We start from the raw sequence: 20,475 nt of genomic DNA, 5'->3' as shown, positions 1-20,475 counted from the left end.
AGGGGGGCGGGGCCTACTGCACGCCCGGCGTCAATTCGACGCGCACCCCGTCGGCTTCCCGCAGGACGTAGACATGGTCCGTCTTCGCGCGCCAGCCGACGGGCACCGCGTAGTAGCGCCCGCCCCGCGCCGCGATGAGCCGCAGACCGGTGTACCGGTAGCGGAGATGGACGCTCTCGCCGAGGTCCGCGAAGCGGAGGTCGGGTGACCGGGACGTCAGACCGAGCCGTTCGGCGCTGAACACGACGATTCCGGTGCGCTGGACGATGTCCCGCGCCGCGCTCCTGGCGTGCCGCTCGCCGAGTTGGCCGGCGATCAGGGTGACGGTCCAGAGCAGGAACAACCCGGCCGCGAAGATGGTCACGGCGGTGTCCCGCAGGCCCCTCGGAGAGCGGTCGGCGTCGGTCCGGCGGACCTCGCCCAGCAGCAGGCCGAGGCCGATGAGGAGGGGCCCGAGCCAGCGGTACGGCAGGAAGAGCTGCCCCACCCACCACAGGACGAGCAGCACCAGGCCGGCCACCACCACGACCAGGTAGGAGCGGGCCAGCACCGAAACGCCGTACGAGGCTCCCCGCACCAGTCCGCCGGGCAGCCCCTGCCGTGGCCGGCGACCGCTGACAGCGACGGCGATGAGCAGCACGACGGCGCCCACGAGGACCGGGAAGGTCATCAGCCGCAGGCTCTGCAGGACGAATTCGGCGAAGCCGAACCCGAGGAAGAAGGGGGAGAGGTGGAAATGGCCGTAGTAGGCGCTCGTGTAGATCACGCCGACGTAGAACATCAGGGCCGCGATGAACGACGCCTGCGCGACCACGATGTTGATCAGAGCTGTCGGGGACCCCGGATCGGCCCGGTCCTTCCGCTGGGCCCACCACGCGGCACGGGGCTCCGACTCACTCACGGAGCTTCCGGCTCGGGAATCTCCCCGGGAGGTGTCGGGCAATCGGGCGGGTCACAAGGTGGACCGGGCGATTCCGCGGGCGGCGTGATGTCGGGGCCCTCCTTCTTGGACGGTCCGACGGCCGACGGTGGCGGCGGGGGCGGCGGCACCGGCTCACCGCCCCCTCGGGAGGGATCGCCGGACGGCGTCGTCAGCGGCGTGTGCGAAGTCGGGCGTGAAGGTGAGGGCGAAGGCGATGTGGGGCTCTGCGACATCGGGCTGGGGGACTCGTCGCCGTCGTCAGGTCCCGCGTTCGACCCGCAGGCCACGACCAGCACGGCGACGGCCGCGAACACGACGGTGCGGGCCGTCCTGGCAAGGCCGTGGCTCATACGCGCTCTCCAGTCATCGCCGTGCGGGCCGGCACATCGCCGCGCGGGTGCGTCCTCGCGGTACGGGTCGGTCCCTTGGCGGTACGGGGCCGGCTCGTCGCGGTACGGGGGCGGCCCCTCGCGGTGACGGGCTCCTCCTCGCGGTGCGGTCAGCGTAAGGCCGTCCCCGCCCGCCGCACGGGAGCCGATCGGAGCAGGGGGCGCACACCGCCCGATCGGAGCAGCGCCTCACGGGGTGGGCAGCCACCCGACCTTCCCGGCCAGCAGCGCGTACCCGACGAACGCCACGATGTCGAGCAGCGCGTGCGCCACCACCAACGGGCCGATCCGCCCCCAGCGCCGGTACAGCAGGACGAAGACGACCCCCATCACCATATTGCCGATGAAGCCGCCGATGCCCTGGTAGAGGTGGTACGAACCGCGTAGCAACGAGCTGGCCGCCAACGCGGCCAGTGGTGTCCACCCCAACTGGTCGAGCCTGCGGAGCAGATACCCGACCACGATCACTTCCTCGACCACCGAGTTCTGGATCGCCGAGAGGATCAGTACGGGGAACTTCCACCACACCTCGGGCAGCGACTCGGGCACCACCGTCAGATTGAACCCGGTGGCCCGCGCCACCAGGTAGAACGCCAGCCCGGCGCTGCCAATGCCCGCCGCGACGAGCGTGCCGCGCCCGAGGTCGGGCCAGGGCCGCCGCCGGTCGAGTCCCATCGACCGCAGTCCGCCCGCCCCCTCACGGGTCAGCAGATGCGCGACCAGCAGGACCGGCACCAGGGCCGTCGTGATGCCGAAGAGCTGCCAGGCGAGATCGAGCCAGGGCCGTCCGGGCGCGTACGACCCGTTCAGCGTGGCCGCCTGGTCCTTCAACCCACCCGGTTTCGTCAACGATCCGACAAAGCTGATCAGCGCCGACACTCCGCTCGCCCCGAGCGACAGGGCGAGCACCAGGAGCAGCTCGGACCGCAGGATCTTCGGTGGCAACCGCTCGCCGAGTCCTTCGGGGGACAGCGAATCAGCCATGCGTCCTGCCTCCACCCGCACACGACCTCCCATTGCGTTGGTACCGGCTCATGCCCGTCCTCACCTCCGCCCGCGAGCCGAAGGCGGTCGTGCGGAGCGCGCTCGACCGCCGAGGAGGGACGAGCGCCATCGATGACTCGCTCTCATCCTTGTTCATCGTTCATCGTTCAAGGAGGAGCGGCACCGCAGGGGACCCACCAGCTTGCCCGATGCCGGCAGCACGGCGGCAAGCAGGTCGACATCAGCGCTCCGGCGACGACGCCGCCAGGCCGGCCCGCGCGGTACGGAGCGGGCCGGCCGGCCCGTACGGATCGCGACTGCTTGCCCCGTACGGCTCAGGAGGGACACCCGGCCGGGCGTACGTCACCCCTGCCGTGAGCCGCGCCCGCGACGGAACGCACACGACCGCTCAGGCCCGCACAGGCCGGACCACCCGACCACCCGAGCAGCCGAGCAGCCGAGCAGCCGAGTGTGGGGGGGCGTCCGGTTACCCACCCGGCCCCGGGAATCCCACCGGCCAGGTGTGCACCGGCTCCCCCTCATGCATCAAGGCGCAGTACCGCCGGGTCGTCGCCGCGAGGGCCGCCGTCCGGTCGAGACCGGCGTCCAACGCGCGGTGGAAGGTGTCGGCCTGCCAGGACGCGCCGTTCACCCGCCGTTTGCAGCGTTCCTCGATCACCCCGAGGTATCGGTCCCGGTCGGCGGGCTCCACGTTCCAGGCGTCGAGCCCGGCCGCCGCCAGGGGCAGCAGTTCGTCCCGTACGAGTTTCACGGCCGGCACCCGGGTGACCCCGGGCGCGCGGCCGGGGCGCGGCCACAGGAGTTCGGCGTCGATGCCCAGCCGGCACGCGGTGTCGAAGTTTTCCGCCGCCGCCGCGAAGGGCAGCCTCTTCCACACCGGCCGGGACTCGTCGGCGAGCGCGCGGACCAGCCCGTAGTAGAAGGCGGCGTTGGCGATCACATCGGTGACCGTGGGCCCTGCCGGCAGGACCCGGTTCTCCACCCGCAGGTGGGGCACCCCGTCGGCGACGCCGTAGACCGGCCGGTTCCAGCGGTAGACCGTGCCGTTGTGGAGCACCAGTTCCTGCAATCGGGGGACGCCGCCGTCGTCGATGATCCGCAGCGGGTCCTCCTCGTCGTCGAGGATCGGCAGCAGGGCGGGGAAGTAGCGCAGGTTCTCCTCGAAGAGGTCGTACGCAGAGGTCACCCAGCGCTCGCCGAACCAGGTGCGCGGGCGCACTCCCTGCGCCTGCAACTCGGGCGGCCGGGTGTCGGTGGCCTGCTGGAACAGCGGCGGCCGTGACTCCCGCCAGAGTTCCCGGCCGAAGACGAAGGGCGCATTGGCACCCACCGCGATCTGCACCGCGGCCACCACCTGGGCGGCGTTCCACACGTCCGCGAAGCGCGCGGGGGTCACTTGCAGATGCAATTGCACGGAGGTGCAGGCCGCTTCGGGCGCGATCGATGCGGAAGTGCAGGTCAGCCGTTCCACACCGTCGATATCGAGGGTGAAGTCCTCCCCGCGGGCGGCGATGATCTGCTCATTGAGCATCACATACCGATCGACATCGGAGAGGTTGGCGGAGACCAGATCACTCTGAGCGAGGGTCGGCAGAATGCCGATCATCACGATCCCGGCGCCCACTTCGTCGGCTTTTCGATGGGCATATCCGAGCCCGGTCCGCAACTCCTCCGCCAACTGATCGAGAACACGTCCGTCGATCCGATGTGGAACAATGTTTACTTCCAGATTGAACATTCCGAGTTCGGTCTGGAAATCTTGGCTCGCGATACGCTCCAGCACTTCCGCATTCATCATCCTGGGCATCCCGTCCGCACCCGCGAGATTCAGCTCGATCTCCAGACCCATCAGGTTCTTGGGCCGGTCGAACCTCTTCTCGTCCAGCAGTCGCCCCAGTCCCGCCAGGCACTGCTGAAGCTTTCGCCGGTACCGTTGGCGATCGGACAGTGCGAATCCGCCTGTCACGACCTTCTCCCCCATCGGAGGGTCCCTCCTCTAGTGGGCACCACGCAGCATCGGTCGCTCGCGTCACGGACGATAATGCCCAGACTGACTGATCCATAACGCGGCGCGGACGCTTCCCGGCCGGTACTGTGACAGGGGTCGTGGAGCGGTACCCCGGCGCGGCATAGTGCAGTACGCAGCTACCGCCGTCGGGAGCATGGTGAAAAACACAGACAGGTTTCGGACGACCGACGCGCCGAGAAATGCCCAGGCCATGACAGTGCGTCCGGCAGAAATCCGGCACAATCCCCCCGCCGGGAAAGACCTGAAGCCGCCTTGTCGGTAATGCGCACGGATGCTAGCGGAAACACCGCCAGAACACGTGTCGTATAAACTCCGCAAACGAGGCAGAGAGTTGGCGCCCGGTGGCCCATCGGCCCCCCAGGCCCCCGCCCGCTGACAGCGCCGTCCGCACCTGCCCCCGCTCCACCGTGTCTCCCAAGAGAGGCCCATCATGCCGCTGCATGTCCTCCCGGCGCCCGCGCCCGCCCTGCTCAGCGTTCTCGCCGCACTCGGTTCCCCGACCGCCGTCAGCGCAGACCGCATCCCGGCCCTCAGGTCCGTCCAGGGACCCGTGAGCCCCGAATCACCGCTGCCCGTCCATGTACTCGACCGGATCACCCCGGGTACGTCCCTCCCGTGCACCCACCTCACCGGCTGGCGTTTCCTGCTCCGCTCGGAGGACCGGTTCGTGGCGGCGGCCGAGACGCTGCTGACCCCGGACGGCTGGACGTTCTCCCACTTCTTCGAAGGCCCCTATCTCGGCTCGACCGAACGGGCGCTGCGACAGGCGGCGTCGATGAACACGCCCTTCCAGCCGCGTCTGCTCTCCATTCCCGAGCTCTACATGCTCACCCTCTGGCTGCACGGTGACACGGACGCCGAGGCGTCGTCCGGCGCCCCCCTGCCCACCGATGTCCTGGTGCCGCTCGCTCCCGCCCCGCCCGGTATCGCGGCCCATCGGCCGCACCGGGTCGCCGACCTGCTGCCGCTGATGACTCTGCGCCTCGCTCCCGAACCACTGCTCGGCTCACCGGCCTGACCTGCCGCGAGCACTTCCGGCGCCCCGTGGCCATACGGTCACGGGGCGCACTGCTGCTCATCCGGACTAGTCCATTTCGGCCACCCCGAACCACCCAAAAGGACAATGTAGTTGGGCTGAACCGTCCGCTCGGGTGACACGTCCTTAACGAGTAAGAAAGAGCTGTCGCAAAATCCCTGCGGATTGACGCCCGTGGGGCAACACTGGGGTTGGACCGAGAGATACGGGGGGCGGCCATGAACACCTCATCGAGCCGCAGGACTGTCATCACATCACAGCGAAAGAACCCGCCCATGTGCCAGCACCAACCACCCTGCCCGACATCCGACTCAGCCGACCGGGACGCGGCGCGTCTCGTGGCGCACCACCCGGAGCAGGGCTGGAGCCTGCTGTGCAACGGCGTCCTCCTCTTCGAGGACACCGGTGAGCTGCTGCCGGACGGACAGATCATCGCTCCGCACCGACCGCTGCAGGATCTGACGGCGGCATAGGTCTCCGAAGGCCGCGCCTTCATGGGCCCGTGTCTTCCCAGGCCGTGCCTTCCTGAGCAGCACCGCACCATCCGCACCACAGCGTCCGGCACTCCATCGATCCTCATCGACACCCCATCGGCACTCCACCAGCGCGGCGGGCCATGGGCCGGACGGACCACGACGACGGCACAGCGCGACGCACGACACATCGGACAGACCGGCCACCGGGGACGCGCCCACCAAGGACGCACCAGGCGGACCGGACCACCAGGGGGACGCACCACAACGCCCGAGGTCAGGGCATCCGCGCGGACGGAGCGACGGAGTACGACCACATGGGCGGGTGGATACGACGAGGGGCCGGCCGGAGAAGCTCTCCGTACCGGCCCCGACATATGTGCCGCCCGTCCGTTGACCGTCGTACGCCTCCGACTCGATCAGCCCGGACGGCGGTCACACGGACCGGGAGCCCGGTCAGCCGTCGTACTCGTCCAGCGGCGGGCAGGAGCAGACCAGATTGCGGTCGCCGAAGGCACCGTCGATGCGGCGCACCGGAGGCCAGTACTTCGACGCCGGGTTCACACCGCTCGGGAAGACCGCGTCGTGGCGGCTGTAGGCGTGCTCCCACTCCCCACCCAGCGCGGCGGCCGTGTGCGGCGCGTTCCGCAGCGGGTTGTCTTCGGCGGGCCACTCACCGACCGCGACCTTCTCGATCTCGCCGCGGATCGCGATCATCGCCGCGCAGAAGCGGTCGATCTCGTGCAGATCCTCGCTCTCTGTCGGCTCGATCATCAGCGTGCCGGCCACCGGGAAGGACATCGTCGGCGAGTGGAAGCCGTAGTCGATGAGCCGCTTGGCGATGTCGTCGACGGTGACACCGGTCGACTTCGCCAGCGGGCGCAGATCCACGATGCACTCGTGGGCCACCAGACCGGCCGGGCCCGTGTAGAGGACCGGGTAGTGCGGCTCCAGCCGCTTGGCGATGTAGTTGGCCGCGAGGACGGCGACCTGCGTGGCGCGCTTGAGACCCGCCCCGCCCATCAGCCGGACGTACGCCCAGGAGATCGGCAGGATGCCCGCCGAGCCCCAGGGCGCGGCCGAGATCGGTCCCACACCCGTCTCCGGGCCGGCGGTCGGCTGGAGCGGGTGGTTCGGCAGGTACGGCGCGAGGTGCGCCCGCACGCCGACCGGGCCCACCCCGGGGCCACCACCGCCGTGCGGGATGCAGAACGTCTTGTGCAGGTTCAGGTGCGAGACATCGCCGCCGAACTCACCCGGCTTGGCGAGCCCCACCAGTGCGTTCAGATTGGCGCCGTCGACATACACCTGGCCACCGGCCGCATGGACCTGGCCGCAGATGTCGGCGACGTGCTCCTCGAACACACCGTGTGTGGACGGGTAGGTGATCATCAGCACCGACAGCTCGTCGCGGTACTGCTCGATCTTGGCCCGCAGGTCCTCGACGTCGACCTCGCCGTCGCCGGCGGTCTTCACCACGACCACCCGCATCCCCGCCATGACCGCGCTGGCCGCGTTCGTGCCGTGCGCCGAGGACGGGATGAGGCAGACCGTACGCCGCTCGTCACCGTTGGCGCGGTGGTACGCGCGAACGGCGAGGAGACCGGCGAGTTCGCCCTGCGAACCGGCGTTGGGCTGGATGGAGACCTTGTCGTAGCCGGTGACCTCGGCGAGACGCTCCTCCAACTCTTCGATGAGGGTCACGAAGCCGGCGGCCTGGTCGATGGGGGCGAAGGGGTGCAACTGCCCGAACTCCGGCCAGGTGACCGGCTCCATCTCGGTGGTCGCGTTCAGCTTCATGGTGCAGGAGCCGAGCGGGATCATGCCGCGGTCGAGCGCGTAGTCGCGGTCGGCGAGTCGGCGCAGATAGCGCAGCATGGCCGTCTCGGAGCGGTGCTGGTGGAAGACCGGGTGAGTGAGGTAGTCGTCCGTCCGCAGCAGGGCGGCGGGCAGCGTGTCCTCGGCCGTGTCGTCCAGCGCCTCGATGTCGCCGGTCACGCCGAAGGCGGCCCAGACGGCGGACACCTGGGCGCGGGTGGTGGTCTCGTCGCAGGCGACGGAGAGCCGGTCCGCGTCGACCAGGTGCAGATTGACCCCGCCCGCGCGGGCGGCCGCGGCCACCTCGGCGGCCCGGCCCGGGACCCGTACGGTCAGGGTGTCGAAGTACGAGCCGTGCACGACCTCGACGCCGCCCGCCGTCAGACCCGCCGCGAGCACGGTGGCGTAGCGGTGGGTGCGTCGGGCTATCGTCCGCAGACCGTCCGGACCGTGGTAGACGGCGTACATGCCGGCCATCACGGCGAGCAGCACCTGCGCGGTACAGATGTTGCTGGTGGCCTTCTCCCGGCGGATGTGCTGCTCCCGCGTCTGGAGCGCGAGGCGGTAGGCCCGATCACCGTCCGCGTCGACGGAGACGCCGACGAGCCGTCCGGGCAGGCTGCGGGCGAACTTCTCGCGCACGGCCATGTAGCCGGCGTGCGGTCCGCCGAAGCCCATGGGCACACCGAAGCGCTGGGTGGTGCCGACCGCGATGTCCGCGCCCAGCTCGCCCGGCGAGGTGAGCAGGGTCAGCGCCAGCAGATCGGCGGCGACGGTGACGACGGCACCGATCTCGTGCGCCTGCTCGATGACGGGCCTCAGGTCGCGTACGGCACCGGAGACGCCCGGGTACTGGAGCAGCACGCCGAAGACACCGCGCCCGGCGATCTCCTCGGGGATGCCGTCGCTCAGGTCAGCGGTGACGACCTCGACGCCGGTCGGTTCGGCACGGGTCCGGATCACGGCGGCCGTCTGGGGCAACACCTCGGCGTCGACCAGGAAGACGCCTTCCTTGACCTTGCCGACGCGGCGGGCGAGCGACATGGCCTCGGCGGCGGCCGTGCCCTCGTCGAGGAGGGAGGCGCCGGAGGTGGGTAGCCCGGTCAGTTCGGCCACCATGGTCTGGAAGTTCAGCAGGGCTTCGAGTCGGCCCTGGGAGATCTCCGGCTGGTAGGGCGTGTACGCGGTGTACCAGGCCGGGTTCTCCATGACATTGCGCAGGATGACCGGCGGGGTGAAGGTGCCGTAGTAGCCGAGGCCGATCATCGGCGCGAGCACGGTGTTCCGGTCCGCGAGGGAGCGCAGCTCGGCGAGCACCTCCGCCTCGGTGCGGGCGTCGGGGAGCGCGAGCGCCTCGGTGCTCTTGATCACGTCGGGGACCGCGGCGGCGGTCAGCTCGTCCAGCGAGCCGTATCCCACCTGCGCGAGCATCTTGGCCTGGGCCTCGGCGTCGGGTCCGATGTGGCGCTGCTCGAAGGGGATGCCCCGCTCCAGCTGGGAGAGCGGAATACGGTTGGCGGTCATGTAGGCGGCCTCCTGGTCTGACACGACCTGCGAGGGGCATCGCGGCGGATGCCCTGGACGGCCTCCCCCTCTGTCATCTCAACCTGAGAGCTTCACCGGAACGTCAGCGTGCGACGCTCCGGCTTTCACCGTCGGTGAGAGCGGATGCCGTCAAACGCCCGCCCTGCTTTCCAGAGTGACCTCGTCCGTGCGGTACAGGTGCCTGAGAGATTCCGGGGAGGATTTGCTCCTTCGGCGCCACCGCTGTCCTTTCGGTGGACTCTCCCGCACGGGGTCAGCAGCCGCTTGCCAGCCTACCAGCGCGGCTTCCGGCCAATCGCTCAAGTGGCCGAATCCACCGATGTGCCCTTTCGTATGAATCACAGAGCAGTTGCGACCTTTTGGAGGGACCGTGCAGACCGATATCGATCCGCGCAGCCTGATCGGCCGCAAGGCGTTCGACCGCGACGGGGCCAAGATCGGAACGGTGGACGAGGTGTACCTCGACGACGCCACCGGTGCACCCGAATGGGCGGCGGTGCGCACCGGGCTCTTCAGCCGGGACGCCTTCGTCCCGCTCGAACCCAGCACCTTCGCCGACGACGTCCTGCGGGTCCCGTACGAGCGCTCGCTGATCAAGGACGCGCCCGACTTCGGTGTGGGCCGCCATCTCTCCCCCGAGCAGGAACTGCAGCTCTACCACCACTACGGTCTCGCGCTCTCCGCCGCCCCGGAGACGCCCGCCCCGCCCCCGGGCGCCGCCGCCCCCGGTGACCGCTCCTTCGGCCGGGTCGCCGGCGACGAGGAGTGAGCCGAGGTCACCAGGGGGACCGGCGCCGAGGGCTCCAGATCGGGGTCATCGACCAGGAAGGTGCGTACGCGGCCGGGCCGGGAGCCCGGTTCCTCGAAGCGCACGGTGACCCGGCCGACACCGCTGCCCTGGACCCATCCCCGTCCGTGCGTGGCATGGAGCACATCGTGTCCGGCCGACCAGCGCCGCCCACCGGGCGCCCCGGGCTCGCCCCCGGCGCCCGTCCGGTCAGCCGGGGCGGACGCGGGCGCGGTGGCGGCGGGCCCGACTCCGTCGGTCCGCTCCGTCTCGCCCCGGCCTCCCGGAGCGGCGGCTCCCGCGTGCTGATCGCCAGGCCCTCCCCCGGCGCCCTCCGGCGCCGCCACACCCGACTCACCCCCGCCTGAATCGACCGAATCACCGGATTCGACCGGAACCGCCCCACCGATCGTCGCCGCTGTCCGGGCCGCCGGCTGAGCCGCCGATCGGGCAGCCGCCGCCTGAGCCTCCGCCGCCTCGGTCTCCGCCGCGGCCTGGGCCGCCTGTGCCGCCTGGGCGAAGAGATCCTCCTGTGTGTAGTCCGCCAGTCCGCTCACCCCCACCCCCAGCAGCCGCACTCCACCCGTGGTGTCCACGGCCTCCAGCAGCCGCCCCGCCGCCTCCCGTACCACCGTGGCGTCGTCCGTCGGCCCCCGCAGCGTCTCCGACCGGGTCAGGGTCGAGAAGTCGTACCTCCGGACCTTGAGGACGATCGTCCGTCCCGAGTGCCCGGACTCCCGCAGCCGCCCCACACACCGCTCGGCGAGCCGCTCCACCTCGGTCCGGATCCTGACCCGGTCGTGCAGATCGACGTCGAAGGTGTCCTCCACCGACACCGACTTCGTGTCCCGCTCCGCCACCACCGGCCGGTCGTCGTGGCCCAGCGCCATCCGGTGCAGCGAGGTCCCGTGGGCGGTGCCCAGCAGCCGCACCAGCTCGTCCTCGCCCGCCTCCACCAGGTCAGCGCAGATCGTCATCCCCGCCCGCCGCAGGTGCTCACCGGTCGCCGGCCCGACCCCCGGCAGGGTCCGCACCGACAGGGGGCCCAGCAGCTCACGCTCCGTACCAGGCTCTATCAGCACCAGACCGTCCGGCTTGGCCCGCTCGGAACCGATCTTCGCGAGCATCTTCGACCCGGCGAGCCCCACCGATCCGGTCAGCCCGGTGACGGCGAGGATGTCCGCGCGCAGCAGCTCACCCGCCGCCCGCGCCGAAGCCGAGTCGTCGGCGGCGCCCGCCGCCTCCAGATCCACGAAAGCCTCGTCCAGGCTCAACGGCTCGACCAGCGGTGACAGCCCCCGCAACAGCTCCATCACCTGCTCGCTGATCGAGCGGTAGAAGGAGAAGCGCGGCACGAGATACGCGGCGTTCGGAGCGAGTCGCCGGGCCTGCGCCATGGGCATGGCCGAATGGATCCCGAACCGCCTCGCCTCGTACGAACAGGTCGCGACCACGCCACGCGGGCCGAGGCCGCCCACCACCACCGGTTTCCCGCGCAGGCTCGGCTTCGCCGCCTGCTCGGCGGCGGCGAAGAACGCATCCATGTCCAGATGCAGAATCGTCGGCGCGGATCTCACATCTCTGATGCTGCCCTACGCCACTGACAACCGCCCCGACCGATGACCCCGCGGCGCCACGGCCCGGACCGCGTCCGCCCGTACCAGAGGTGACTCCGAACCGCCGGGGACGGTGGTGGACCGCGTCAGACCGCCCGGTCGCGCCGACGTCTGGCCAGCTCATCGGTCGGATTGTTGCCGATCAGCGTCTCGCCGGTGTCGACCCGCTCGCCGTGCAACTGCGACAGCGCGGTCTCCACGTCCCGCCAGACCACACCGACGGCGATCCCGAAGACGCCGTGGCCGCCCTGGAGCAGGTTCACGACCTCGTCGGGCGAGGAGCACTCGTAGACCGTCGCCCCGTCGCTCATCAGCGTCATGCGCTCCAGATCGGCGAAACCGCGCGCCCGCAGATGCTGCACGGCGGCGCGGATGTTCTGCAGCGCCACCCCGGTGTCCAGGAAACGCTTGACGATCTTGAGGACCACGACGTCACGGAAGCTGTAGAGCCGCTGGGCACCGGAGCCGTACGCCGGCCTGACGCTGGGCTCGACCAGGCCGGTACGGGCCCAGTAGTCGAGCTGTCGATAAGTGATCCCGGCCGCCGCGCAGGCGGTCGGTCCCCGATAGCCGACCGTCTCCGTGGACGGTTCGTCCGCACTGCTCTGGAGCGGATACGGCCCGCTCTCCCCCAGACTTCGTCCGAGGGCGCCCCCCACCGCACCGTCGCCGCTGCTTCTCACGCCGACCCTCCGTCCTTGACCTGCCCACTCGAAGGTAGGGAGTCACCAGGGGTGCGTCAACGATCGCCACACTCGGCACGCCGAGTGATAATCACCCTGAGAGTGGTTTCCCGTGCCCCAATTCGGGGAAAGGGTGCTCGAATGGGTGGAAACGCTCGTTCGGTAAGGGAAATGGTTTCACCCTCGACACACCCCTGCCGGGAGCGGTCACTGGCTGTTGGTCCCGAAGTCCTCCGGCGAGATCTGGTCCAGGAACTCCCGGAACTTCTCCACCTCGTCCTCCTGCTCATCGGGGATGGCGATCCCCGCGTCGTCGAGCACCCCGTCACTGCCGAAGATCGGCGTACCGGTGCGCAGAGCGAGCGCTATGGCGTCCGACGGACGCGCGCTCACCTCGACTCCACTGGCGAAGACCAGCTCCGCGTAGAAAACCCCTTCACGCAGGTCGGTGATGCGGACCTCGGTGAGTTCCTGCCCCACCGCCTCCAGCACGTCCTTGAAGAGATCATGGGTCAGCGGTCTGGCCGGTGCCATGCCCTGCTGGGCGAAGGCAATGGCGGTCGCCTCCCCGGGACCGATCCAAATGGGGAGGTACCGGTCGCCTCCCACTTCACGCAGGAGCACGATCGGTTGGTTCGAGGGCATTTCCACCCGGACACCCACAACGTCGAGCTCGTTCACACAGCAACCCTAGGACGTGCCCGACCCGTTTGGGTAGTCGGGCACGTCCAAGATCAGTGGAGTCGCACTCCGAGAGCCGACTGCATCAGGGCCGCGTGCAGCCGTACGGACAGGCCGACCAGCTCTTTCGCGGTGGCCTCGGCATGTGCTCTGGTCTGCGGATTCCGGTGCCGCCGCAAGGGTGCCACCACCTGCTCGACCAGCCCCGCCTCCCGCTCGGCAGCGGCCTTCATGGCGCGAAGATGCCGCGGCTCAAGACCGAATCCGCCGAGTTCGGCCACCAGCCTGGCCACGGTCACCGCCTCGGCGTCGAAACCGCCGTCCGCCCGCTGGACGAGCAGCCCGTACGACTCCCACTCGGCCAGCTCCTCCTCGCCGACCTCGGCGGCGGCCAGCAGCTCGGCGCGGCCGATCCGGGCGGCGGTGCGCTGCTCGGTGTCGGCCTCCCAGCTACCGTCCAGCGTGTCGCGCTGCTGGCTCTGCGCGGGCAGCCGGACCTGCTCACCCCGGGCGAGCGCGTCGAGATGCTCTCGGATGACCTTCAGTGGCAGATAGTGATCCCGCTGCATCCGCAGGATCTGTGCCAGCCGCGCCACGTCCTCCGGAGTGAATTTGCGGTACCCGGAGGGTGTGCGCCTCGGTTCGACCAGCCCCTCGGCCTCCAAGAAGCGGATCTTCGAGATCGTGACCTCGGGAAACTCGTCACGCAGCCGCCCGAGCACCGTACCGATGCTCATCAGTCCGTCGGCCGCGGTGGCGGTGCCGTGACCGGCACCGCCCATCGGTGTTCGCATGTGCCTTCCCTGACGGGTTACACGCCCCGCTGGCTGGCGTAGAAGACCAGTCGGTACTTGCCGATCTGGACCTCGTCACCGTTGGCCAGATAGGCCGATTCGATCCGCTCACGGTTGACATAGGTGCCGTTCAGGCTGCCGACGTCGGCGACGCTGAAGCTGCCGTCGGGACCCCTGCGGAACTCCACATGGCGCCGCGACACGGTCACGTCGTCCAGGAAGATATCGCTCTGCGGGTGCCGGCCGGCCGTGGTCAGCTCGCCGTCGAGCAGGAAGCGGCTCCCGGAGTTCGGCCCACGGCGCACCACCAGCAGCGCCGAGCCGAGCGGCAGTGCCTCCACGGCGGCCTGCGCCTCCGGCGACAGTGACGGCAACTGCGTCTGGCCCGTCACCTCGGAGTCGTACGCCTCAAGGCCGGAAATGGAGATCGTCGAGGTCGTCTCCGACGCGCGCTCGGCGGGGACCCCGCCCTTCAGCGGCGCGCCACAGTTGGAGCAGAACCGACTGGACTCCGGATTGCGGTTCGCGCACCTGGTACACACCGTCACAGCCGCCATGGACGGAGCCTCCTGCCGCGGCTGACCCCCGTGGGGGTTGGTCGCATACGGGTCGGGGGTGAACCCACCACCCGCATTCGAGGTCGGTGGTTCCCCGAAACCTATGCGGCCGGGACCGGCGGGGTCAACAGACGACGCGCCCCGGCCCCCCGGATTGCCACCGCCCGGACCAGTGACCTCGTCCCGGTAGAGCGGCCGCTCAGTGCCCTGCTCCTCTTCCTGACCACCACGCCGCGCGCGATGCCTGGCGTTGCCGCCTTCGTCGCGTGCACTCTTGCCGAACAACTTCGCAAACAACTTCACGGGCGATTCCCCTTGACCGAAATAGACCCGCCCGTGGGGCAGGACGAACCCTCAATGACTACACCTGCCGACCCGGACATACTCACAACGTCCGTACCCGTCAGACAGTTTCCACCACGCGGCACCGGTTCGACATGCCGACCCCCCGCAACCTCGTGCCCCGGTCGGCGAGACCTCGTACGCCCCCGCCTCACTGGGCCGACGACCGAGCGTAGTCAGGCCGCTTCGCGGGCCGCAAGGCATCCACGACGATCTCCTCCGAGCGGGCCACCGTGGCGGTGGCCTGCTCCTTCTCCAGTGTCTGCACCACACCACCGGGGATGTTCAGGGCAGGCTCCAGATCTTGCGGTTTGCCGATGACCTTGAAGATGTACGGTGCGGCGATCCGGTTCCCATCCACCTCGATGTCACCGCCCGAGCCGGTGAGATAGGTATCGGCCACGACCCTGTTCTCATTGACCTGGATCGCCTCCGCCCCCGCGGCCCGCAGCTCCTGGATCGCGTCGAGAAGCATGTCCGACTCCACGGTGCCGGACTTGTCCCCGATCGTCAGCGTGATGCCGGGCCCCTGTGCCGCGACAGTACCGGCCAGGATGCCCAACTGCTGCTCCTTCCGCCGCGTCTGCTTGCGAGCCTCTTCCGCCTGGTCAGAACTGCTCTCCAGCTCCGTGCGCTGGTCCTCCAGACTCCGCTTCTCGTCCTCCAGCCGCTGGGTGCGGTTGTCCAGCTCGTCGAGGATACGGACCAGATCCTCCTGCCGGGCCCCGCGCAGGGCGCTGTTGTCACTGGTGGAACGGACCTGGATGGCGAGCCCAAGCCCCAGGACGAACAGCAGCACGGCCACGGTCAGTTGAGCACGGGTGATCCTCGGCGGCCAGAGACCGGCGAACAACCGCTGACGTCCGGTCAGGTGCCCGCCGCTACCGAGCTGCTTCGGCGCCGCGTCGGGCTCGGCAGCCCCGGAAGTCCGGCCCTCGTCCCGCGGCAGCTCGTCACCGCTCATCGGCCTCACGCCCGGAACACGTGGCGCCGGATGGCGGCCGCGTTGGAGAAGATCCGGATGCCGAGCACGACCACCACGCCCGTGGAGAGCTGGGCACCCACACCGAGCTTGTCGCCGAGGAACACGATCAGCGCCGCCACCACCACGTTCGAGAGGAAGGAGACGACGAAGACCTTATCGACGAAAATACCGTCGAGCATGGCCCGCAGGCCGCCGAACACGGCATCCAGGGCGGCCACGACGGCGATCGGCAGATAGGGCTCGACCACCGCCGGCACTTCGGGCCGGACCAACAGTCCGACCACGACTCCCACGACGAGGCCAAGTACCGCGATCACGATGTGCCCTTCCCTGTTCCTGCCGCGCCCTGCTCGCTGGCCTTCCCGGCGTCGGCGATGTGCGGCTCTGCTGTACGTACGATCAGGCTCGGAGCCGCCGGAAGACGCACCTCGTCCTTGTTGGAGATGCGGAAACGGATGGAGAAGTTCTCCCGCAGCGCGTGCAGATACTGTCCGTCGGCACTGTCCTGGAACGCCGTGCTCAGATGTTTCCCGTCCCCCACCGCCAGCACTCTGTACGGCGGCACCAGCGGTCTGTTGTCGACCAGTATGGCGTCGCCCGCGGCACGGATCGCCGACAGGGCGGTCAGCCGCTGACCGTTGATGGCCACGGCCTCCGCCCCGGACTCCCAGAGGCCGTTGACGATCCGCTGCATATCGCGGTCCCGTACCCGGCCGGTGTCACTGAAACCGCTGCTGTCCCGGGGGCCACCGCCGCCGCTCTGCTCGGTGTTCTTGGCGTCGTCCACGACGAGTTCGACACCGGGGCCCTCGACCTCGGTCGCCCCCGCGAGAAGTCCGACCGTCTGCTCCTGACCGCCGCCCTGGGTCCGCAGCGCGCGCCGCTGCCGCTCCCCCACCTCGTCACGGAGCTTGTCGACACGCCGCTCCAGGGCGTCCACGTCCGAGGTGTCCGCGTCGACGCGGTCGATCAGTTCCTCGCGCTCCTTCGCCACCACAGGCGCCGATATCCGCGCCTCGGCGACCCCCACGGTGACGATCACGGCCGCCAGCACCAGACCGGCAGCGAGCGCGAGCCTGGCCCGCAGGGTGGGCGGCAGCCCGCCGCCCTCCGCTTTCCGCCGGGCGGTCGCCTCGGCGTATCCGTCGTCGAGGCTGTGCTCCATCACGGTCGTCAGCAGCGACATCGACGCATCGGGACGTGGCGGTGGAGAACCAGTGCTCCGAACGGGGGGCTGCTGCGACATGCCGCACATCGTCGCACGTCGCGGGTGCTACCGCCGAATGGCCCCACCGGTGTGCCGGGGGCCGTCCACGGACGACTCCCGGCACATCGATCACACCTCAGTCACCAGCACCGTCCACGACCGATGCCCACTCGTCGAGCAGCGCCTGGGCCGACGCGTCGTCGGGCCCCTCGGCCCACAAATGGGTGACGGCTTCCGAGGGATCGGGCAGCACCATCACCCACCGGCCGTCGGCCTCGACCACCCGCACACCGTCGGTCGTGTCCACATGTCGCTCACCCGCCGCCTCGACGACCCGGCGCATGACGAGCCCCTTCACCGCCCACGGGGTTGCCAGATCACGCTTGAGCACATGCGCCCGCGGAATCCGGGCGTCGATCTGGCTGAGGGTGAGCTGCGTACGGGCGACCAGCCCCACCAGCCGCACCAGAGCCGCCGTACCGTCGAAGACGCTGCTGAACTCCGGCACGATGAAACCACCGCGCCCGTCCCCACCGAAGATGGTGGTGTCCTCACGGCCGACCCGGGTCAGATCGTCGGGCGACGTGGTCGTCCACTCCACCTGCGTGCCGTGGTACGCCGCCACCTGCTCGGCGATCCGTGTGGTCGTCACCGGCAGCGCCACCCGCCCGCTGCGCCGTTCCGCCGCCACCAGATCCAGCAGGACCAGCAGCGCCCGGTCGTCCTCCACGATCCGGCCACGCTCGTCCACCAGCGAGAGCCGCTCCCCGACCGGGTCGAACCGCACCCCGAAGGCCGCCCGCGCGGATGCCACGATCTCCCCGAGCCGCACCAGACCGGCCCGCCGCCCGTCGGCGGACTCGGTGGGTCGAGCCTCGTCGAGCCCTGGATTGATGGTCAGGGCGTCGACCCCGAGCCGCCCCAGCAGACTGGGCAGCACCAGCCCGGCACTGCCGTTGGAGGCGTCCACGACGACCTTGAGACCGGACTCGGCGATACCGGTGATGTCGATGTTGCGGAGCAGGGATCCGGTGTACGAGTCGAAGACACTGGCCGGGAAGTACAGATCCCCGATCTCACCGGGGAACGCCCGCCGGTACTCCTGTCGCGCGTAGACCCGGTCCAGCTTCCGCTGTCCGGCCTGGGAGAGATCCGCCCCCCGCTCGTCGAAGAACATGATGTCGACGGAGTCCGGCACGCCCGGCGAAGTCCGGATCATGATGCCGCCGGCACTGCCGCGCGCGGTCTGCTGCCGGGCCACCGGCAGCGGCACATTCTCCAGGTCCCGTACGTCGATGGCACTGGCCTGAAGCGCCGAGATCACCGCCCGCTTGAGCGCCCGTGCGCCACGGGAGTGGTCCCGCGCGGTGGTGACCGTGGAGCCCTTCTTCAAGGTGGTGGCGTACGCGCCGGCCAGCCGTACGGCCAACTCCGGCGTGATCTCGACATTGAGGATCCCGGAGACGCCCCGGGTGCCGAAGAGATGCGCCTGGCCGCGCGACTCCCAGATCACCGAGGTGTTGACGAAGGCGCCGGCCTCGATGGTCTTGAAGGGATAGACCCGGACATTGCCCTGGACAATCGATTCTTCACCGACGAGGCACTCGTCCCCGATCACGGCTCCGTCCTCGATCCGGGCGGCCCGCATGATGTCGGTGTTCTTGCCGATCACACAACCACGAAGATTGCAGTGTTCCCCGATGTACACATTGTCGTGTACGACGGCCCGGTGGAGGAAGGCGCCGTTCTTGACGACGACGTTGGACCCGACGACCGTGTGCTCACGGATCTCCACACCCGCTTCGACCTTGGCGTAGTCGCCGATGTACAGCGGGCCGCGCAGCACCGCGTCCGGGTGCACCTCGGCGCCCTCGGCGACCCAGACCCCGGGCGAGATCTCGAACCCGTCGATGTCGACGTCGACCTTGCCCTCCAGGACATCGGCCTGGGCCTTCACATAGCTCTCATGTGTGCCGACGTCCTCCCAGTAGCCCTCGGCGATATAGCCGTAGATCGGCTTGCCTTCCTTCATGAGCTGCGGGAAGACATCACCCGACCAGTCCACCGAGACATCGGCCTGGACGTAGTCGAAGACCTCGGGCTCCATGACGTAGATCCCGGTGTTCACCGTGTCCGAGAAGACCTGGCCCCAGGTCGGCTTCTCCAGGAAGCGCTCGACCTTCCCCTCTTCGTCGACGATGGTGATGCCGAATTCCAGCGGGTTGGGCACACGTGTCAGACACACGGTGACCATGGCGCCCTTCTCCTTGTGGAAGGAGATCAGGTCGGTGAGATCGAAATCGGTGAGGGCATCACCGGAGATGACGAGGAACGCGTCGTCCTTGAGTGCTTCCTCCGCGTTCTTCACACTGCCCGCGGTGCCGAGTGGCTTCTCCTCATTGGCGTAGGTGAGCTCCATGCCGAGCTCTTCGCCGTCGCCGAAGTAGTTCTTGACGAGTGAGGCGAGAAACTGCACGGTAACAACGGTCTCATTGAGCCCATGCCGCTTCAGCAGCCTCAGCACATGCTCCATGATCGGTCGATTGACGACCGGCAGGAGGGGCTTGGGCATGCTCGAAGTCATGGGGCGAAGTCGGGTTCCTTCGCCACCGGCCATCACGACGGCCTTCATGTCGGAAGTGTCCTCCTTGAGAGACCACGGTCCAGCCGACTTCGCTCGTCCAAAGAGGCCCTCTTGGCGTCATGCGCGGCCGGCCACACTGCACGGCACCGCATCGACGAGGTCAATCGGCCACTGCGTCCGCCTTCACGATGCGGCGGACCTGGACCACATACAGGATCCCTGCCCACCAATACAGAGTTGTACCCCATCCAGCGAAGGCCCATCCGAAAATAGCAGCGAGTGACGCAAGCCAGCCCGATCCGTCACTCAGCAGCAGCAACGGGAAGGCGCACATGAGGTTGAAGGTGGCGGCCTTCCCCAGGAAGTTCACCTGCGGAGGCGGATAACCATGCCGACGGAGGATTCCCACCATCACCAGCAGCATCAGCTCTCGCGCCAGAAGCGCGGCGGTGAGCCAGAGCGGCAGAATCTCACGCCAGGTGAGACCGATCAGAGTGGACAGGATGTACAGCCGGTCGGCGGCCGGATCGAGCAGGCGCCCCAGCTTGCTGACCTGATTCCAGCGCCGGGCGAGCTTGCCGTCCAAATAGTCACTGATACCGCTGAGCATGAGTACGAGCAATGCCCAGCCGTCACTCTTCGGCCCGCCGAACTCGGGACGGAGAATCAACCACAGGAAGAGCGGTACGCCGGCGAGACGCGCCATGCTGAGGATGTTGGGGATGGTGAGTACCCGGTCAGTCTGAACGCGGGTCTCCTGGACCTCCACCCGGGGGCCTCCTGTGAAGAACGTGCCAACGATGCCCCCTGACCCTACCGCCAGCAAGGCGAACCATCCGCACAGGGGCGTGGCCTCCTCGCACCAGACCGCCCCCGGACAGGCGAAAAGGACCCCGCACGCGCGCGCCCGTGCCCGTAAGGAGGGCGCAACGCAAAAATGCCTCAGTCTTCCCAGACCATAAAAGGTCTGGGAAGACTGAGGCTAAAAATTGTTCGGCGGCGTCCTACTCTCCCACAGGGTC

General features: G+C 69.1%; 17 protein-coding genes and 1 riboswitch. Of the genes, 3 read left to right on the top strand and 14 right to left on the bottom strand.

All coding sequences use genetic code 11. The features are described from left to right. Nucleotides 1–13: 13 nt before the first annotated feature. The 3 genes from ACH4S7_RS29005 to ACH4S7_RS28995 form a co-directional block, all read right to left on the bottom strand. On the bottom strand, nt 14–901 hold the full coding sequence (locus ACH4S7_RS29005) for a hypothetical protein (protein WP_398524285.1): 888 nt from the start codon (nt 899–901) through the stop codon (nt 14–16). A 599-nt stretch (nt 902–1,500) separates the two neighbouring features. Continuing rightward, nucleotides 1,501–2,295, bottom strand: a complete 795-nt coding sequence (locus ACH4S7_RS29000; RefSeq protein ID WP_398524284.1) for a CPBP family intramembrane glutamic endopeptidase — start codon at nt 2,293–2,295, stop codon at nt 1,501–1,503. A gap of 487 nt (nt 2,296–2,782) precedes the next feature. After that, complete coding sequence (locus tag ACH4S7_RS28995; RefSeq protein ID WP_398524283.1) at nt 2,783–4,297, bottom strand: glutamate--cysteine ligase; 1,515 nt, start codon at nt 4,295–4,297, stop codon at nt 2,783–2,785. A 478-nt stretch (nt 4,298–4,775) separates the two neighbouring features. Here ACH4S7_RS28995 and ACH4S7_RS28990 point away from each other — a divergent pair, with 478 nt between their 5' ends. Together ACH4S7_RS28990 and ACH4S7_RS28985 are read left to right on the top strand one after the other, a co-directional pair. Beyond that, complete coding sequence (locus ACH4S7_RS28990; RefSeq protein ID WP_398524282.1) at nt 4,776–5,363, top strand: hypothetical protein; 588 nt, start codon at nt 4,776–4,778, stop codon at nt 5,361–5,363. 293 nt (nt 5,364–5,656) lie between these two features. Next, nucleotides 5,657–5,854: a DUF5999 family protein gene (locus ACH4S7_RS28985; protein WP_398524281.1), complete on the top strand. Its 198-nt coding sequence runs from the start codon at nt 5,657–5,659 to the stop codon at nt 5,852–5,854. 456 nt (nt 5,855–6,310) lie between these two features. Here ACH4S7_RS28985 and gcvP read toward each other — a convergent pair whose 3' ends face one another. Further along, entirely contained in the window at nt 6,311–9,196 is a 2,886-nt protein-coding gene (gcvP, locus tag ACH4S7_RS28980; protein ID WP_398524280.1) for an aminomethyl-transferring glycine dehydrogenase, read from the bottom strand. A gap of 180 nt (nt 9,197–9,376) precedes the next feature. Beyond that, nucleotides 9,377–9,473: riboswitch (glycine riboswitch) on the bottom strand. Nucleotides 9,474–9,587: 114 nt separating this feature from the next. Here gcvP and ACH4S7_RS28975 point away from each other — a divergent pair. Continuing rightward, nucleotides 9,588–9,986 carry a PRC-barrel domain-containing protein gene (locus tag ACH4S7_RS28975; RefSeq protein WP_398524279.1) on the top strand — a complete coding sequence of 133 codons (399 nt, stop codon included), beginning with the start codon at nt 9,588–9,590 and terminating at the stop codon, nt 9,984–9,986. On the opposite strand, the gene ACH4S7_RS28970 is transcribed toward ACH4S7_RS28975, so the two are convergent. The 10 genes from ACH4S7_RS28970 to ACH4S7_RS28925 all read right to left on the bottom strand — a co-directional run bounded on the left by ACH4S7_RS28970 (nt 9,881) and on the right by ACH4S7_RS28925 (nt 20,222). After that, nucleotides 9,881–11,581: a DNA polymerase IV gene (locus tag ACH4S7_RS28970; RefSeq protein ID WP_398524278.1), complete on the bottom strand. Its 1,701-nt coding sequence runs from the start codon at nt 11,579–11,581 to the stop codon at nt 9,881–9,883. The genes ACH4S7_RS28975 and ACH4S7_RS28970 overlap by 106 nt on opposite strands. A gap of 125 nt (nt 11,582–11,706) precedes the next feature. Further along, nucleotides 11,707–12,303 carry a MerR family transcriptional regulator gene (locus ACH4S7_RS28965; protein WP_398524277.1) on the bottom strand — a complete coding sequence of 199 codons (597 nt, stop codon included), beginning with the start codon at nt 12,301–12,303 and terminating at the stop codon, nt 11,707–11,709. Nucleotides 12,304–12,510: 207 nt separating this feature from the next. Then, nucleotides 12,511–12,984, bottom strand: coding sequence for a bifunctional nuclease family protein (locus ACH4S7_RS28960; protein WP_005475662.1), 474 nt, complete (start codon nt 12,982–12,984; stop codon nt 12,511–12,513). Between the two features lie 53 nt (nt 12,985–13,037). After that, nucleotides 13,038–13,778 carry a MerR family transcriptional regulator gene (locus ACH4S7_RS28955; protein WP_398524276.1) on the bottom strand — a complete coding sequence of 247 codons (741 nt, stop codon included), beginning with the start codon at nt 13,776–13,778 and terminating at the stop codon, nt 13,038–13,040. Nucleotides 13,779–13,795: 17 nt separating this feature from the next. Then, complete coding sequence (locus ACH4S7_RS28950) at nt 13,796–14,680, bottom strand: FHA domain-containing protein (RefSeq protein ID WP_398524475.1); 885 nt, start codon at nt 14,678–14,680, stop codon at nt 13,796–13,798. 148 nt (nt 14,681–14,828) lie between these two features. Further along, nucleotides 14,829–15,641: a DUF881 domain-containing protein gene (locus ACH4S7_RS28945; protein ID WP_398524275.1), complete on the bottom strand. Its 813-nt coding sequence runs from the start codon at nt 15,639–15,641 to the stop codon at nt 14,829–14,831. Between the two features lie 5 nt (nt 15,642–15,646). Further along, a complete protein-coding gene (locus ACH4S7_RS28940; RefSeq protein ID WP_003970459.1) occupies nt 15,647–15,979 on the bottom strand; it encodes a small basic family protein in 333 nt (110 codons plus the stop codon). Beyond that, a complete protein-coding gene (locus ACH4S7_RS28935) occupies nt 15,976–16,908 on the bottom strand; it encodes a DUF881 domain-containing protein (RefSeq protein WP_398524274.1) in 933 nt (310 codons plus the stop codon). The genes ACH4S7_RS28940 and ACH4S7_RS28935 overlap by 4 nt, the downstream gene beginning before the upstream one ends. A gap of 97 nt (nt 16,909–17,005) precedes the next feature. Further along, nucleotides 17,006–19,501 (bottom strand): sugar phosphate nucleotidyltransferase, encoded by a 2,496-nt coding sequence (locus ACH4S7_RS28930; protein WP_398524273.1) that lies wholly within the window; start codon nt 19,499–19,501, stop codon nt 17,006–17,008. A gap of 112 nt (nt 19,502–19,613) precedes the next feature. Next, entirely contained in the window at nt 19,614–20,222 is a 609-nt protein-coding gene (locus ACH4S7_RS28925; protein WP_398524272.1) for a CDP-alcohol phosphatidyltransferase family protein, read from the bottom strand. Between the last annotated feature and the right edge of the window lie 253 nt (nt 20,223–20,475).

Origin of the sequence: Streptomyces sp. NPDC020965 (assembly GCF_044333555.1) — a bacterium.
GTDB lineage: Bacteria > Actinomycetota > Actinomycetes > Streptomycetales > Streptomycetaceae > Streptomyces.
This window is presented reverse-complemented; position numbering and strand designations above follow the sequence as displayed.